Origin of the sequence: Herbaspirillum robiniae (genome assembly GCF_002213415.1) — a bacterium.
Taxonomy (GTDB): Bacteria; Pseudomonadota; Gammaproteobacteria; order Burkholderiales; family Burkholderiaceae_D; genus Herbaspirillum; species Herbaspirillum robiniae.
The window spans coordinates 201,061-214,920 of record NZ_NJGU01000003.1; the positions used below are offsets into that span (position 1 = coordinate 201,061).

Sequence of the window (13,860 nt, forward strand, 5' to 3'; positions counted from 1 at the left end):
CATTCCGCTGATCGTGGGCTGTTCCCTGTTCATGGAGAACATGGACGCCACGGTGCTGGCAACCGCGCTTCCCGCGCTCGCGCGCGACCTCAACCAAGACCCCGTCACGCTGAAGCTGGCCATTACCGCCTACGTCGCGGCGCTGGGCGTGTTCATCCCGATCTCGGGCTGGATGGCTGACAAGCTGGGCGCGCGCAAGGTGTTTCGCGCGGCCATGATCGTGTTCATGACCGGCTCCATCCTGTGCGCGGTCTCGGGCTCGCTGGTGACCTTCGTGGCGGCGCGCTTCCTGCAGGGCATCGGCGGCGCCATGATGGTGCCGGTGGGGCGGGTGATCATCGCGCGTTCGGTCGACAAGTCCGAGCTGGTCAAGGCGGTCAGCTACCTGACGATGCCGGCCTTGCTGGGGCCGGTGGTCGGTCCCTTGCTGGGCGGCTTCATCACCACCTACTTCCACTGGCGCTGGGTGTTCCTGATCAACATCCCGATCTGCTTCCTGGGCCTGTACCTGGCCGGTCGCTATATCCAGAATTTCACCGAAGACGATCCGGCGCCGCTGGACGTGAAGGGCTTCGTGCTGACCTCGGTGGGCGCGGCGATGATCATGCTGGGCCTGTCGCTGTTCGGCAATCACCTGGTCGACGGCGCCACGCCGATCGCCATGTGCGCCATCGGCGCCATCGCGCTGGCGATGTACTACCGCCACTCGACCCAGATCGCATTCCCGCTGCTGGACTTCCGGCTGCTGCGCATTCCGACGCTGCACGCCAGCGTGGTGGGCGGCTCGCTGTTTCGCATCGGGCTGGGCGCGGTGCCTTTCCTGCTGCCGCTGGCGCTGCAGGAAGGCCTGGGCATGAGCGCGTTCCAGGCCGGCACGATCACCTGCGCATCGGCCTTCGGCTCGCTGTTCATGCGCCTGATCGCCACCAAGGTGCTGCGCCGTTACGGCTTTCGCACGGTGCTGATGGTCAACGCCGTGTTCGCCGGCATCGCGCTGGCGGCCTACGGCGTGTTCAGCATCCATACGCCGTACCTGCTGATCGCGCTGATCGTGCTGATGGGCGGCGTGTTCCCGGCGCTGCAGTTCACCTGCCTGAACTCGATCGCCTACGCCGACATCGACAACCGCGACGCCGGCCGCGTCACCAGCCTGGCCAGCGTGATCCAGCAGCTCTCGCTGGGCATGGGCGTGACCATCGCCGGCATCGTGCTGCAACTGTCGAGTCACCTGCAGGGCCACGCCACCATCGTCGAGGCGGACTTCTGGCCGGCCTTCCTGGTGATCGGGCTGTTCTCGATCGCCTCGGTGCCGGTCAGCGGCAAGCTGCCGCGCAATGCCGGCCTGGAGCTGTCGCAGGGGCGATGAAATCGCGCATGGGCGGCGTCAAGCCCGGTATCATCGCAGCGGTGCCGCAAGATTGACGGCGCCGTTTCTTCATCGACCGGAGTTCACATGCCAACGATTTCTTCCCCGATGCGCCGCATCGCCCTGGGCGCGCTCATGCTGGCGAGCTGTTCCGCCTTCGCCTTTTCCCTGTCCGACCTCAGCAACCAGGACGCCACCAGCGGCCTGAAGGCGGCGCTGGAGAAGGGCGCCAACGTGGCCGTCGAGAAGCTGGGCCAGCAGAACGGTTTCCTGAACAACGACAAGGTCAAGATCAAGCTGCCCGGCGCGCTGGAGCAGGCCATGCCCATCATCCGCATGACCGGCCAGGGGCAGAAGGTGGACGACCTGGTGGTCGACATGAACCACGCCGCCGAGGCCGCGGTGCCGATGGCCAAGCCCTTGCTGGTCAATGCCGTCAAATCGATGTCGGTGTCCGACGCCAAGAACATCCTCTCCGGCGGCGATACCTCGGTGACCGATTTCTTCCGACAGAAGACCTCGGGCGACCTGGCCGCCAAGTTCCTGCCCATCGTCAAGAAGATCACCGACAAGAACGGTCTCTCGGCACGCTACAACGCCACCATGGGCCAGGTCGCCAAGACCGGCCTGGTATCGGGCGACCAGAGCACGGTCGAAGGCTACGTCACCCAGCGCGCGCTGGACGGGCTGTTCCTGATGATCGGCGAAGAAGAAAAGGCGATCCGCAAGGATCCGGTCGGCAGCGGCAGCGCCATCATCGGCAAGGTGTTCGGCGCGATCAAATGACGCGCCGGCCGGATGCGCGAACATCCGGCCCATTCGACACGATACGTATCGCCGGCTGCGTCAACGCGCCGGCGATTTTTTTTGCCCTCGCCGATGCTTGCCAAGCCCGACGCTGGCCGCCTGGCGCAAGGGATTGCGCAGGCGCCGGCGGGCCCGGAGGCTTGATTGATTTATATCGTTTTCATTGTTTCTGGGAACTAATTTCGTGCCTTAAGATCAGTTGGTTATGGATTCAAATTCCTACATTGCTGGACTTCATTAAGCGATTGCGTTAAACTATCGTTTGTCCTAGCGACATTATTTGTTCAACAACGACTCTCAGCAGTTCCAGACCCGTTAGCGGGTTGTCCAAAATTTCCGGCTGGCAGCGCGATCGTCATCACGACGAACCCATCCCTGTCCGGTATGCATCATCGCCGAAGCTTTTTTCGGTTTCATCGCTGCCCTGCAGCTTTCGGTTCGCATCCAAACGATTGGCCCACTCGAGGGCAAGCGAACCTTTTAAAACTTAATCTCAGAACCCGTCGTCGCGGCGTCATGTCGTGCCGGCTATACCAACAACAGGGGGTAACATGACACGTGTTCGTCACGTCTTCGCCGGCGCAGCTGCATTCGCGCTGGTCATCGCGGGCCTGGTCTGGTGGATCGGTCCCGACGTCATCCACAAGTACCGGGGCGACCTGGCCTACTACACCGGCAAGCATCTCGAGCTGGTGTTCTGTTCGATGGCGCTGGCGCTTGCCACCGGCATTCCGGCCGGCATCGCGCTCTCCAGGCCTTCGGCCCAGCGCACCGCGGAGTCCTTCATCCAGGTCTTCAACATCGGCAACACCATCCCCTCGATTGCAGTGCTGGCATTGGCGCTGGCCTTCTTCGGCATCGGCAACTGGCCGACGATCCTGGCGCTGTGGCTGGCCTCGCTGCTGCCCATCGTGCGCAACACCTACGAGGGCCTGAAGAACGTGCCGGCCTCGCTCAAGGAAGCCGCGCGCGGCATCGGCATGAAGCCGCACCAGATCCTGTTCAGGGTGGAGCTGCCCAACGCGTTGCCCATCATCGTCGGCGGCGTGCGCACGGCGCTGGCGATCAACGTCGGCACCGCGCCGCTGTCGATGCTGATCGGCGGCGAGAGCCTGGGCGGCCTGATCTTCCCCGGCATCTACCTGAACAACCACGGCCAGCTGCTGCTGGGCGCGGCCGCCACGGCGCTGTTGGCGCTGGTGCTGGATGCGCTGGTGACGACGCTCTCCGGCATTTACCTCGCCCGCCGCGGCCTGCGCGCATAAGCGCGGCCGCAGCTTCTTCCATCACAAGAATGGCCGCCGCCCACGAGGCGAAGCGGCAGAGAGGACAAGCATGAACAACCCAAGCATCGCGAAATACGCCGCCTGTGCGCTGGCCATGGCGCTGGCCATGTTCGGCGCGGCCAACGCCCGTGCCCAGAACCTGGTCATCGGCGGCAAGAACTTCACCGAACAGTTGATCCTGTCGGACATGACCGCGCAGTACTTGCGCGCCAAGGGCTACGACACCGAGCTCAAGAACGGCCTGGGCACCACGCTGATGCGCTCGGCGCTGGAAAGCGGCCAGCTCGACATCGTCTGGGACTACACCGGCACTGCGCTGATCGTCTACAACCACATCGAAGACAAGCTCGACCCCGAGCAGATTTACGACAAGGTCAAGGAGCTCGACGCCCCGCGCGGCCTGGCGTGGCTGAACGAGTCGGAGCTGAACAACACCTATGCCTTCGCCATGCCCAAGAAGCTGGCCGACCAATACGGCATCAATTCGCTGCAGGACCTGGCCAACCGCATCAACGCCGACGACAAGGAAGGCGGCAAGCCGCACCTGATGGGGGTGGACTACGAGTTCGCCTCGCGCCCCGACGGCCTGGGTCCGATGCAGGAGCTGTACGGCTTCAAGCTGGAACGCGGCGAGGTCAAGCAGATGGACCCGGGCCTGGTCTACACGGCGCTGAAGAACGAGCAGCTGTTCGTCGGCCTGACCTATGCGTCGGACGGCCGCATCAAGGGTTTCGACCTGAAGCTGCTGGATGATGACAAGGGCTACTTCGCCGCCTACAAGGCCACGCCGGTGGTGCGCCAGGACATCCTGGACAAGAACCCCAAGCTGGCCGGGCAGCTCAACGAGCTGGCGGCCAAGATCGACACCGCCAAGATGACCGAGTTGAACAAGCGCGTGGATATCGACCAGGAACCGGTGGGCAAGGTCGCCGCCGACTTCCTCAAAGAATCCGGCCTGATCTGAGGAGGCGCACATGGACATCTTCCAATACCTCCAGTCCGACTGGCACAACATCCTTGAACTGACGCTGCAGCATCTGAAGCTGGTGGGCATCGCGGTGAGCCTGGCGATCGTCATCGGCGTGCCGCTGGGCATCCTGATCGTGCGCCTGCGCTGGCTGGCCGGCCCGCTGATGGGCCTGGCCACGGTGGTGCTGACGGTGCCGTCGATCGCGCTGTTCGGGCTGATGATCCCGGTGTTTTCCAAGTTCGGCGCCGGCATCGGCCCCTTGCCGGCGATCACCGCGGTGTTCCTCTATTCGCTGCTGCCCATCATGCGCAACACCTATCTCGCGCTGGACAACATCGAAGCCGGCATCAAGGAGGCCGGCATCGGCATCGGCATGACCTTCTGGCAGCGCCTGCGCATGGTGGACCTGCCGCTGGCGGTGCCGGTGATCCTGGGCGGCGTGCGTACCGCCGTGGTGATGAACATCGGCGTCATGGCCATTGCCGCCGTGATCGGCGCCGGCGGCCTGGGCGTGCTGATCCTGCACGCCATCAGCCAGAGCAACATGCAAAAACTCGTGGTCGGCGCCGTGATGATCAGCGTACTCGCGATCATCGCCGACACCCTGCTGCAACGACTGCAGAAAATCCTGACACCTAAAGGAGTGCAAAAATGATCGAACTCGACCAACTCAGCAAAACCTACAACCAGAAGGACGGCACGCCGGTCAAGGCGGTGGACTCGGTCAGCCTGAAGGTGGCCGAAGGCGAGATCTGCGTCTTCCTCGGCCCTTCGGGCTGCGGCAAGACCACCACCCTGAAGATGATCAATCGCCTGATCCGCCCGACCTCCGGTCGCGTGCTGTTGAACGGTGAAGACACCTCCGGCATCGACGAGGTCGAACTGCGCCGCCACATCGGCTACGTGATCCAGCAGATCGGCCTGTTCCCCAACATGACCATCGAGGAAAACATCACCATCGTCCCGCGCCTGTTGGGCTGGGAAAAGAAACGCTGCCAGGAGCGCGCCACAGAGCTCATGGCGATGGTCGCGCTGGATCCGAAGAAATTCCTCAAGCGCTATCCGCGCGAATTGTCCGGCGGCCAGCAGCAGCGCATCGGCGTGATCCGCGCACTGGCGGCGGATGCGCCGGTGCTGCTGATGGACGAGCCCTTTGGCGCGGTCGACCCGATCAACCGCGAGTCGATCCAGAACGAGTTCTTCCAGATGCAGCGCCAGTTGAACAAGACCGTGATCATGGTCAGCCACGACATCGACGAGGCCATCAAGCTGGGCGACAAGGTCGCCGTGTTCCGCGCCGGCAAGCTGGTGCAGTTCGACAATCCGGACACCTTGCTGGCGCGCCCCAAGGATGATTTCGTGGGCGCCTTCGTCGGCCAGGATCACACCCTCAAGCGCCTGCTGCTGGTGCGCGCCGGCGAAGCCGCGACCACCCCGGCCACCGCGCGTCCGGACGTCTCCTGCGACCAGGCGCTGGCGCTGATGGACGACCAGGATTCGCGCTACCTGACCATCACCGACGCCGACAACCGCGCGCTCGGCTACCTGACCCGCCGCGACGTGCGCGGCAGCGCCGGCGTGGCCGAGGAGAAGGTGCGCCCGTTCACCATGAACGCCGCCCCCGACGAAAACCTGCGCGTGGTGCTCTCCAAGATGTACAAGCACAGCACCAGCTGGATGCCGGTGATCGACAACGACGGCAGCTATGTCGGCGAGGTCACGCAGGACTCCATCGCCAGCTACCTGAGTTCGGGCAAGTCGCGCGGCATGGCGCTGGCGGCGTGATGCGCGACACACCGATATAAGACAGAAGATATTTGATGTCTGATGCCGCAGCGCGGCACAGCGCGTGAAGCGCGAGAACGGCAAGAGGAAAGAGGGACGATGCATTGCATCGTCCCTCTTTCTTTTTGCGCCTGGCGCGCCGCGGTCGGCAGCTACAGCTGCATCGACTTCAAGTCCTCGAGGAACGCCGCGACGATGGGCTCGTCGGCATGCTGGCGGTTGGTCACCACGCTGATGCCCACCTCATAGGACAGCTTGGCCCGGTTCAGCGCGCGCATCTGGCCGCGCGCCACGTACTCGCGGCCCATCTCGTCGGGCAGGTAGCCCAGGTGCTGGCCCGAGAGGATGAGGATGGACATGGCTTCCATGTTGCCGGTCACGGCCATGATGTTGCGGCGGTGGATGGGCACGTGGCCGGGTGGCACCGGGTAGTCGCGCCAGGCCCAGGCGTGGCCGGCGGCTTCTTCCGGCTCGATGTCGCCTGGCTTGTCGAACAGCGGATGGGGCGGGGCGCAGTAGGCGACCTGCCGTTCCAGCATCAGCTGCGTGTATTGCAGTGCGGTCACGCGGCGCCAGAAATAGCCGATGGCGACCTGGATGCTGCCGTTCAACAGCATCTCCTCCAGTTCGCTGGGCGTGCGCACCAGGAGCTCGATGCGCACCGCTTCGTCGCGCTGTCGGAAGCGCCGGATCACCTCCGACAGGCGCGTGTTGTGATGCGCCGGCGTGTGGCCGATCAGGCCGATGGAGAGCGTGCCGACCAGCCGCTTGTCGAGGTTGCGGGCTTCCATGCCGAACTCCGACAAGGCATCCATCATGCGCCGCGCCGAGTCGGCGAACTTCTCGCCCTTGGCGGTCAGCCGGAAGCCGGCGCGCCCGCGTTCGCACAGGCGAAAGCCCAGGCGCGTCTCCAGCGTGTTCAACTGCGCGCTGATGGTGGACTGGCCGACGTTGAGCTTGGCTTGCGCGGCGGAAACGCCGTGCGAGTCGGCCACGGCGAGAAAGACGCGGATCAGGCGCAGGTCGAGATCGAAGACGTTGTTGAGCATGGCGGCGGCTGGCGAGGGGGCAGGATGGATTTCCAGCCTGATTTTTACATTGACGGAAATCGATGTAAACGTCGCGACATCGATATATTTTCGTCAATCCCGGCTCGCTAGAATGCATTCAACCCTAGCAGCCATACAAGGATGGAGATCGATGGAACATGCACTGTATCAGCCACTCGGCGGCAATGTGATGCCCCGTTTTGGGGGGATTGCCACCATGATGCGCCTTCCCTACGTGGAAGAACCGGCCGGCCTGGACGTCGGATTCGTCGGCGTGCCGCTGGATATCGGCACCTCCAACCGGTCCGGCACGCGTTTCGGCCCGCGCCAGATTCGCACCGAATCGGTGCTGCTGCGCCCCTACAACATGGCCACCCGCGCCGCGCCCTTCGATTCGCTGAAGGTGGCCGACCTCGGCGACGTGGCGCTGAACCCGTACAGCCTGCTGGATTCGGTGCGCATGATCGAGGAAGGCTACGACCGCATCTACGCCGGCGGCTGCAAGACCATCAGCCTGGGCGGCGACCACACCATGACGCTGCCCATCCTGCGCGCCATCCACAAGAAGTACGGCCGGGTCGGCCTGATCCACGTCGACGCCCACGCCGACGTCAACGACACCATGAACGGCGAGAAGATCGCCCACGGCACGCCGTTTCGCCGCGCCTTCGAAGAAGGCCTGCTCGACGCCGGGCGCGTGGTGCAGATCGGCCTGCGCGGCACCGGCTACCACGCCGACGATTTCGACTGGTGCCGCGCCCAGGGCTTTCGCGTGGTGCAGGCCGAGGAGTGCTGGAACCGCTCGCTGGCGCCGCTGATGGAAGAAGTGCGCGCGCAGATGGGCGACGGCCCGGTCTACCTGACCTTCGACATCGATGGCCTCGACCCGGCCTTCGCGCCCGGAACCGGCACGCCCGAGATCGGCGGCCTGACGGTGCAGCAGGGCATGGAGATCATCCGTGGCTGCAAGGGGCTGGACATCGTGTCGGCCGATGTGGTCGAAGTGTCGCCTCCGTACGACCAGGCCGGCACCACCGCGCTGGTGGCGGCCAACCTGGCATACGAAATGCTGTGCATTTTCCCCGGAGTGAAGTACCGTGCGTGAATGCCGCCGCAGAACGGCACCGTCACTGCCGCAGGATGCGTCCACAGAACGCACGCCGGATAGATCGTTTCGCAACATCCGCCACGACCAGATGACAAGGAATACAGAATGAGTGAGACCCGGCTGTGGGGAGCGCGTTTCCGTTCGCCGCCCGCTGAAGCCCTGATGAGGCTGTCGCGCGGCGGGCTGGATCATTTCCGCCTGACCCGTTTTGATATCGTTTCCTCGCAATCCCACGCGCGCGAGCTGCTGCGCGCCGGCGTGCTCGACGACGCCGAGTGCGCCGCCATCGTGGCCAAGCTGGCCGAACTGGACGCCGCCATCGCCAGCGGCGAGGTCCAGCCCAAGCCCTCCGACGAGGACGTGCATACCTTCATGGAGCGCGTGCTGGTGGAGGCGCTGGGCGCCACCGGCGCCAAGCTGCGCGCCGGCCGCTCGCGCAACGACCAGGCCGCCAACAACCTCAAGCTCTACCTACGCGAGCAAAGCCGCGTGATCGGCGCCATGCTGCTGGACCTGCAGGATGCGCTGATGGAGCAGGCCGGGCGCCATACGCAGACGCTGGCGCCGGGCTTCACCCATCTGCAGGCGGCGCAGCCCATCGTGTTCGCCCACCAGTTGCTGGCGCATGCGCAGACCTTCAGCCGCGACTTTTCGCGCCTGGCCGACTGGGACCGCCGCAGCGCGCGCTCGCCGCTGGGCGCGGCCGCCATGGCCGGTTCGGCGATCGCGCTGCATCCGGAGATATCGGCGGCCGAACTGGGCTACGACGCGCCCTGTGAAAACTCCATCGACGCCGTCGGCAGCCGCGACCACGTGGCCGAATTCCTGTTCGTCTGCGCCATGCTGGGCACACACATGTCGCGCCTGGCGGAAGAAGTCACGCTGTGGACCTCGCGCCAGTTCCGCTGGGTGGAACTGGACGATGCGTTCTCCACCGGCAGCTCCATCATGCCGCAGAAGAAGAACCCGGACATCGCCGAACTCACGCGCGGCCGCTCGGCGCGCCTGATCGCGCTGATGATGGACATGCTGGTGGCGCTGAAGGGGCTGCCGTTCTCCTACAACCGCGACCTGTCGGAAGACAAGTATTCCGCCTTCGAAGCCATCGACGTGCTGCACATGGTGCTGCCGGCCATGGCCGGGATGATGCGCACCCTGCGCGTGAACGAAGAGCGCATGCGCGCCGACGCCACCCAGGGCTTCACGCTGGCCACCGAAGTGGCGGACTGGCTGTCGCGCCGCGGCGTGCCGTTCGCCCAGGCGCACGAGATCACCGGCGAGATGGTGCGCCGCTGCGAAGACCTGGGCGTCGAATTGCACCAGCTGTCGGACGCCGACATGAGCGCCATCAGCGAACATCTCAAGCCCGCCGTGCGCGAGGTCCTGACGCCAGAAGCGGCGGTCAACGCCCGCAGCGGCTACGGCGGCACCGCGCCGCAGCAGGTGCAGGCCCAGCTCGAACGGCTGGCCGCGACCGTCATCCTGCAGCGCGCCTGGACCGAGAAATCCCCAATGCCACCCGCAGGAGAGGCAGCATGAGCACCACATCTTCCCCGTCGCCGTACGCGATCGACCACCTGAAGGTGGTGCCGCGGCGCTTCTACGGCCGCTGGTTCTCGGCGCTGGTGATCCTGCTGTGCCTGGGCTTCATCGCCAACGCCTTCGTGCACGGCCAGATCGAGTGGAAGGTGGTGGCGCAGTTCATGACCGCCAAGGTGATCATGCACGGCCTGCTCAACACCATCCTGATGACGATCTATGCCATGGTGGTGGGCATCGTGCTGGGCGTGGTGTTCGCGGTGATGGTGATGTCGCCCAACCGCTTGCTGCGCGCGGTGGCGGCGTTCTACATCTGGTTCTTCCGCGGCACGCCGCTGCTGCTGCAGATGCTGTTGTGGTTCAACCTGGCGCTGGTGTTCCCGACCATGGGCATCCCCGGCCTGTTCGAGGCGCGCACGGTGGACGTCATCACACCCTTCATCGCCAGCCTGCTGGGCCTGGGAATCGGGCAGGGCGCCTATACCGCGGAAGTGGTGCGCGGCGGCATCCTGGCGGTGGACAACGGCCAGACCGAAGCGGCCAAGGCCATCGGCATGACGCGCCTGACCGCGCTGCGCCGCATCGTGCTGCCGCAGGCCATGCGCGTGATCATTCCGCCGGTGGGCAACGAAGTCATCAGCATGATCAAGCTGACCTCGGTGGCCAGCGTGATCCAGTTTTCGGAGATCCTGCACAACGCCCAGACCATCTACTTCGCCAACGCGCGCGTGATCGAGCTGCTGATCGTGGCCACCGTCTGGTACCTGGCGGTGGTGACCATCTTCTCGATCGGCCAGCATTTCCTGGAAAAGGCCTTCTCGCGCGAACAGCGCCGCGTGGTGCGGCCCCGCTCCGCGCTCAGGAAAGCCGATGCCGCCAAGGGAGAACAGGCATGAGCGAACCGATGATCGTCGCACACGAAGTGCAAAAGTATTACGGCGCCTTCCACGCGCTCAAGGGTGTGAACCTGCAGGTGGAGGCCGGCGCGGTGACCTGTATCGTCGGGCCCTCGGGCTCGGGCAAGAGCACCTTCCTGCGCTGCATCAACCAGCTGGAGAAAACCGACGGCGGCGCCATCTGGGTCGGCGGCGAGCTGCTGGGCTATCGCCGCCGCGGCGAGCAGCTGGTCGAGCTGTCCGACACCGAGATCGCCCGCCAGCGCCTGGCCAGCGGCATGGTGTTCCAGCGCTTCAACCTGTTCGCCCACATGACCGCGTTGCAGAACATCATGGAAGGCCCGGTGGTGGTCCAGAAGCGCCGCCGCGCAGATGTGAAGGAAGAGGCGCTGGCGCTGCTGGCGCGGGTGGGGTTGGCCGGCAAGGCCGACGCCTATCCCTCGGAGCTCTCGGGCGGCCAGCAGCAGCGCGTGGCGATCGCCCGCGCGCTGGCCATGAAGCCCAAGCTGATGCTGTTCGACGAGCCGACCTCGGCGCTCGACCCGGAGCTGGTCGGCGAAGTGCTGGCGGTGATGAAGGACCTCGCAAAGAGCGGCATGACCATGATCGTGGTGACGCACGAGCTGGGGTTTGCCCGCGAGGTCTCGAACCGGGTGGTGTTCATGGACGGCGGCCAGGTGCTGGAATCGGGCACGCCCTCCGAAGTGCTGGCGCGGCCGCAGCATCGCCGCACGCAGGAATTCATCGCGGCCATCCTGGCGTGAGCCTGTTGATCGTATTGTCTTGAACCGTCTGTTGCCGTCCTTATTAACCTGAAGGGGAATCCCGTGAATCTGAAGAACAAGACCTTGTTCGGCCTCGCCGCTTTCGCCATGGCTGCCGCATCCGTCGCCGCCCACGCCGCCGACCTGCCGGATCGCATCAAGAAAGCGGGCAAGCTGGTCATCGCATCGCAGGCCAACTACCCGCCCATCGCCTACAAGGACCCGGCCACCGGCGAGCTGATGGGCCTGGACATCGAACTGGGCGCGGCCATCGCCAAGGAGCTGGGCCTGAAGGTGGAATACCAGGAAACCGCGTTCGCCCAGGTGTTCAGCTCGCTGGCCACCGGCCGCGTCGACATCGCCATGGTCGCCATCAGCGACACCGCCGAACGCCAGAAGGTCGCCGATTTCATCGACTACATGAAGACCGGCCCGCAGTTCTTCACGCTGCAGGCCAACGCCGGCAAGATCAAGGGCGTCGCCGACGTCTGCGGCACCAAGGTCGGCGCCAGCCGCAACACCAACTGGCCGGGCCAGATCGCCGGCTGGAGCAAGGACAACTGCGAAGCCAAGGGCAAGCCGGCCATCACCGTGATCGGCACCGAAGGCTCGGTGGATGCTCGCACCCAGTTGAAGACCGGTCGCATCGACGTCGCCGTCCAGGGCAGCGAGACCCTGCCGTACTTCCAGACCATGGAAGCCAACACCTACGTGGTGCTGGGCCAGCCGCTGTTCGCCCAGGAAACCGGCATCCCCGTTTCCAAGAACGAACCGGCGCTGCGCGACGCGGTGCTGGCGGCCTTGAAGCGCCTGCAGGCCAATGGCACCTACGACAAGCTGCTGGCCAAGTACAAGCTGCAGAGCAGCGCCATGCCGGCCGCGCTGAACCAGGGGAAATAAGCCCATGGACGCATTGCGCGCAGAAGACGCGGCTGCCCGCGCGCTGGGCCTGGGAGGCGCGGGCGACGCGGAATGGTTGGCGCGTTGCGAGCTGGCCGCGCTGTACCGGCTGCTGGCGCATTTCCGCATGACCGACCTGATCGACACCCATGTCTCGGCGCGCGTGCCGGGCCAGGGCGGGCAGTTCCTGATCAACCGCTACGGCGTGCTGTTTCATGAGATGCGCGCGTCCGACCTGGTCAAGGTCGACGAGGACGGCCGCGCGTTGCAGACCGGTCCCGGGGCGACACCCGCGCAGCGCGTCAACAAGGCCGGCTTCACGATCCACTCGGCGGTGCACAAGGCGCGTCCCGACCTGCATTGCGTGATCCACACCCACACCACGGCCGGCATCGCGGTCGCGGCGCAACGGCAGGGGCTATTGCCGATCAGCCAGCACGCGCTGAAGTTCTACGGCAAGCTGGGCTATCACGACTACGAAGGGATCGCGCTCGACCTGGAGGAGCGCGAACGGCTGGTGGCGGCGCTGGGCGCGCACAAGGCGATGATCCTGCGCAACCACGGCCTGCTGGCCGCGGGCGCGACGGTGGCCGAGGCCTTCCATGAGATCTATTTCCTGGAACGCGCCTGCCAGGCGCAGGTGGCGGCGCTGGCGGGCGGGCAGGAGCTGAACCTGCCGCCGGAGGCGGTGCGCCTGCGCACGGCGGGGCAGTTCGGCAACGACAACGCCAGCGGCATCATCGACCTGGCGTGGCAGGCTGCGCTGCGGTTGATCGAGACCGAGGGCGCGACGTATCGCTGCTGAATGCCGGTCGCGCAAAAACAAACGCCCGCATCGGCTGATGCGGGCGTTTTTTCTTGCGCGGGGATCGGTCAGGCCAGCGGCTTGTGCATGAACATCGCCTTGCCGGTTTCGGGCTTGAGCTCGTAACCGTCGAAGCCGCAGGAGCGATACAGCGAACGCGCCACGGCATTGCCTTCCAGGACTTCCAGCGTGACCTTGCAGCAGCCCAGCGCGCGGGCCTCGTCCTCGACGCGGGCCAGCAGGCGGCGGGCGATGCCCTGGCCGCGGTACTGCGGCATGACGGCGAGGTCGTGGATGTTGAGCAGGGGCTTGCAGGCAAAGGTCGAGAAACCCTCGATGCAGGTCGCAAGGCCGGCCGGCGTCGCACCGTCGAAGGCCAGGAAGACGTGGGCGGTGGGGCGCTTCTTCAGTTCCGCGGCGAGGTTGGCCCGCACGAAATCAGTCAGTTGCTTGCCGCCGCCCATGGCGTCGGACGCGTAGGCGTTGAGCGTTTCGAACAGGGCCTCGGCGTGCGCCGGATTGCCCAGATCTGCCTTCACGATGTCGATACCCATGTCTTCCCTTCTTCGTATTTGCTTAAGACGA

General features: G+C 65.3%; 14 protein-coding genes. 12 read left to right on the forward strand and 2 right to left on the reverse strand.

Annotation, left to right across the window (positions count from 1 at the left end; genetic code table 11):
* The first annotated feature begins 31 nt into the window (after window positions 1–31).
* The 6 genes from CEJ42_RS06590 to CEJ42_RS06615 all read left to right on the forward strand — a co-directional run bounded on the left by CEJ42_RS06590 (window position 32) and on the right by CEJ42_RS06615 (window position 6,214).
* Entirely contained in the window at window positions 32–1,366 is a 1,335-nt protein-coding gene (locus CEJ42_RS06590) for an MFS transporter (RefSeq protein ID WP_079219025.1), read from the forward strand.
* Between the two features lie 87 nt (window positions 1,367–1,453).
* A complete protein-coding gene (locus CEJ42_RS06595) occupies window positions 1,454–2,152 on the forward strand; it encodes a DUF4197 domain-containing protein (RefSeq protein ID WP_079214336.1) in 699 nt (232 codons plus the stop codon).
* Window positions 2,153–2,724: 572 nt separating this feature from the next.
* Window positions 2,725–3,438 carry an ABC transporter permease gene (locus CEJ42_RS06600; protein ID WP_079214337.1) on the forward strand — a complete coding sequence of 238 codons (714 nt, stop codon included), beginning with the start codon at window positions 2,725–2,727 and terminating at the stop codon, window positions 3,436–3,438.
* A 70-nt stretch (window positions 3,439–3,508) separates the two neighbouring features.
* Complete coding sequence (locus CEJ42_RS06605) at window positions 3,509–4,423, forward strand: glycine betaine ABC transporter substrate-binding protein (RefSeq protein WP_088750415.1); 915 nt, start codon at window positions 3,509–3,511, stop codon at window positions 4,421–4,423.
* 10 nt (window positions 4,424–4,433) lie between these two features.
* Window positions 4,434–5,084 (forward strand): ABC transporter permease, encoded by a 651-nt coding sequence (locus CEJ42_RS06610; RefSeq protein WP_079214339.1) that lies wholly within the window; start codon window positions 4,434–4,436, stop codon window positions 5,082–5,084.
* Entirely contained in the window at window positions 5,081–6,214 is a 1,134-nt protein-coding gene (locus CEJ42_RS06615) for an osmoprotectant ABC transporter ATP-binding protein OsmV (protein ID WP_079214340.1), read from the forward strand. Before CEJ42_RS06610 ends, CEJ42_RS06615 begins: the two co-directional genes overlap by 4 nt.
* A gap of 152 nt (window positions 6,215–6,366) precedes the next feature.
* Here the strand turns inward: CEJ42_RS06615 and CEJ42_RS06620 are convergent, their stop codons facing one another.
* Window positions 6,367–7,263 carry a LysR family transcriptional regulator gene (locus CEJ42_RS06620; protein WP_079214341.1) on the reverse strand — a complete coding sequence of 299 codons (897 nt, stop codon included), beginning with the start codon at window positions 7,261–7,263 and terminating at the stop codon, window positions 6,367–6,369.
* 151 nt (window positions 7,264–7,414) lie between these two features.
* Between CEJ42_RS06620 and speB the strand changes: the two genes are divergently transcribed.
* The 6 genes from speB (at window position 7,415) to CEJ42_RS06650 (ending at window position 13,275) form a co-directional block, all read left to right on the forward strand.
* Window positions 7,415–8,368 carry an agmatinase gene (gene speB, locus CEJ42_RS06625; RefSeq protein WP_079214342.1) on the forward strand — a complete coding sequence of 318 codons (954 nt, stop codon included), beginning with the start codon at window positions 7,415–7,417 and terminating at the stop codon, window positions 8,366–8,368.
* Between the two features lie 108 nt (window positions 8,369–8,476).
* The gene (argH, locus tag CEJ42_RS06630) at window positions 8,477–9,910 is read left to right on the forward strand and encodes an argininosuccinate lyase (protein WP_079214343.1); all 1,434 of its coding nucleotides are present in this window, start codon (window positions 8,477–8,479) and stop codon (window positions 9,908–9,910) included.
* Window positions 9,907–10,806 carry an amino acid ABC transporter permease gene (locus CEJ42_RS06635; RefSeq protein WP_079214344.1) on the forward strand — a complete coding sequence of 300 codons (900 nt, stop codon included), beginning with the start codon at window positions 9,907–9,909 and terminating at the stop codon, window positions 10,804–10,806. Before argH ends, CEJ42_RS06635 begins: the two co-directional genes overlap by 4 nt.
* Complete coding sequence (locus CEJ42_RS06640) at window positions 10,803–11,570, forward strand: amino acid ABC transporter ATP-binding protein (RefSeq protein WP_088750416.1); 768 nt, start codon at window positions 10,803–10,805, stop codon at window positions 11,568–11,570. The genes CEJ42_RS06635 and CEJ42_RS06640 overlap by 4 nt, the downstream gene beginning before the upstream one ends.
* 63 nt (window positions 11,571–11,633) lie before the next feature.
* Entirely contained in the window at window positions 11,634–12,470 is an 837-nt protein-coding gene (locus CEJ42_RS06645) for an ABC transporter substrate-binding protein (protein WP_079214346.1), read from the forward strand.
* Window positions 12,471–12,474: 4 nt separating this feature from the next.
* Window positions 12,475–13,275, forward strand: a complete 801-nt coding sequence (locus tag CEJ42_RS06650; RefSeq protein ID WP_088750417.1) for a class II aldolase/adducin family protein — start codon at window positions 12,475–12,477, stop codon at window positions 13,273–13,275.
* Window positions 13,276–13,343: 68 nt separating this feature from the next.
* On the opposite strand, the gene CEJ42_RS06655 is transcribed toward CEJ42_RS06650, so the two are convergent.
* Window positions 13,344–13,829, reverse strand: coding sequence for a GNAT family N-acetyltransferase (locus CEJ42_RS06655; protein WP_088750418.1), 486 nt, complete (start codon window positions 13,827–13,829; stop codon window positions 13,344–13,346).
* Window positions 13,830–13,860: the final 31 nt, after the last annotated feature.

Bases quoted from the DNA above. Each gene is read 5' to 3' on its own strand.
- CEJ42_RS06590 (WP_079219025.1), top strand. From the start codon at position 32: ATGGAGAACATGGACGCCACGGTGCTGGCAACCGCGCTTCCCGCGCTC.
- CEJ42_RS06595 (WP_079214336.1), top strand. From the start codon at position 1,454: ATGCCAACGATTTCTTCCCCGATGCGCCGCATCGCCCTGGGCGCGCTC.
- CEJ42_RS06600 (WP_079214337.1), top strand. From the start codon at position 2,725: ATGACACGTGTTCGTCACGTCTTCGCCGGCGCAGCTGCATTCGCGCTG.
- CEJ42_RS06605 (WP_088750415.1), top strand. From the start codon at position 3,509: ATGAACAACCCAAGCATCGCGAAATACGCCGCCTGTGCGCTGGCCATG.
- CEJ42_RS06610 (WP_079214339.1), top strand. From the start codon at position 4,434: ATGGACATCTTCCAATACCTCCAGTCCGACTGGCACAACATCCTTGAA.
- CEJ42_RS06615 (WP_079214340.1), top strand. From the start codon at position 5,081: ATGATCGAACTCGACCAACTCAGCAAAACCTACAACCAGAAGGACGGC.
- CEJ42_RS06620 (WP_079214341.1), bottom strand. From the start codon at position 7,263: ATGCTCAACAACGTCTTCGATCTCGACCTGCGCCTGATCCGCGTCTTT.
- speB (WP_079214342.1), top strand. From the start codon at position 7,415: ATGGAACATGCACTGTATCAGCCACTCGGCGGCAATGTGATGCCCCGT.
- argH (WP_079214343.1), top strand. From the start codon at position 8,477: ATGAGTGAGACCCGGCTGTGGGGAGCGCGTTTCCGTTCGCCGCCCGCT.
- CEJ42_RS06635 (WP_079214344.1), top strand. From the start codon at position 9,907: ATGAGCACCACATCTTCCCCGTCGCCGTACGCGATCGACCACCTGAAG.
- CEJ42_RS06640 (WP_088750416.1), top strand. From the start codon at position 10,803: ATGAGCGAACCGATGATCGTCGCACACGAAGTGCAAAAGTATTACGGC.
- CEJ42_RS06650 (WP_088750417.1), top strand. From the start codon at position 12,475: ATGGACGCATTGCGCGCAGAAGACGCGGCTGCCCGCGCGCTGGGCCTG.
- CEJ42_RS06655 (WP_088750418.1), bottom strand. From the start codon at position 13,829: ATGGGTATCGACATCGTGAAGGCAGATCTGGGCAATCCGGCGCACGCC.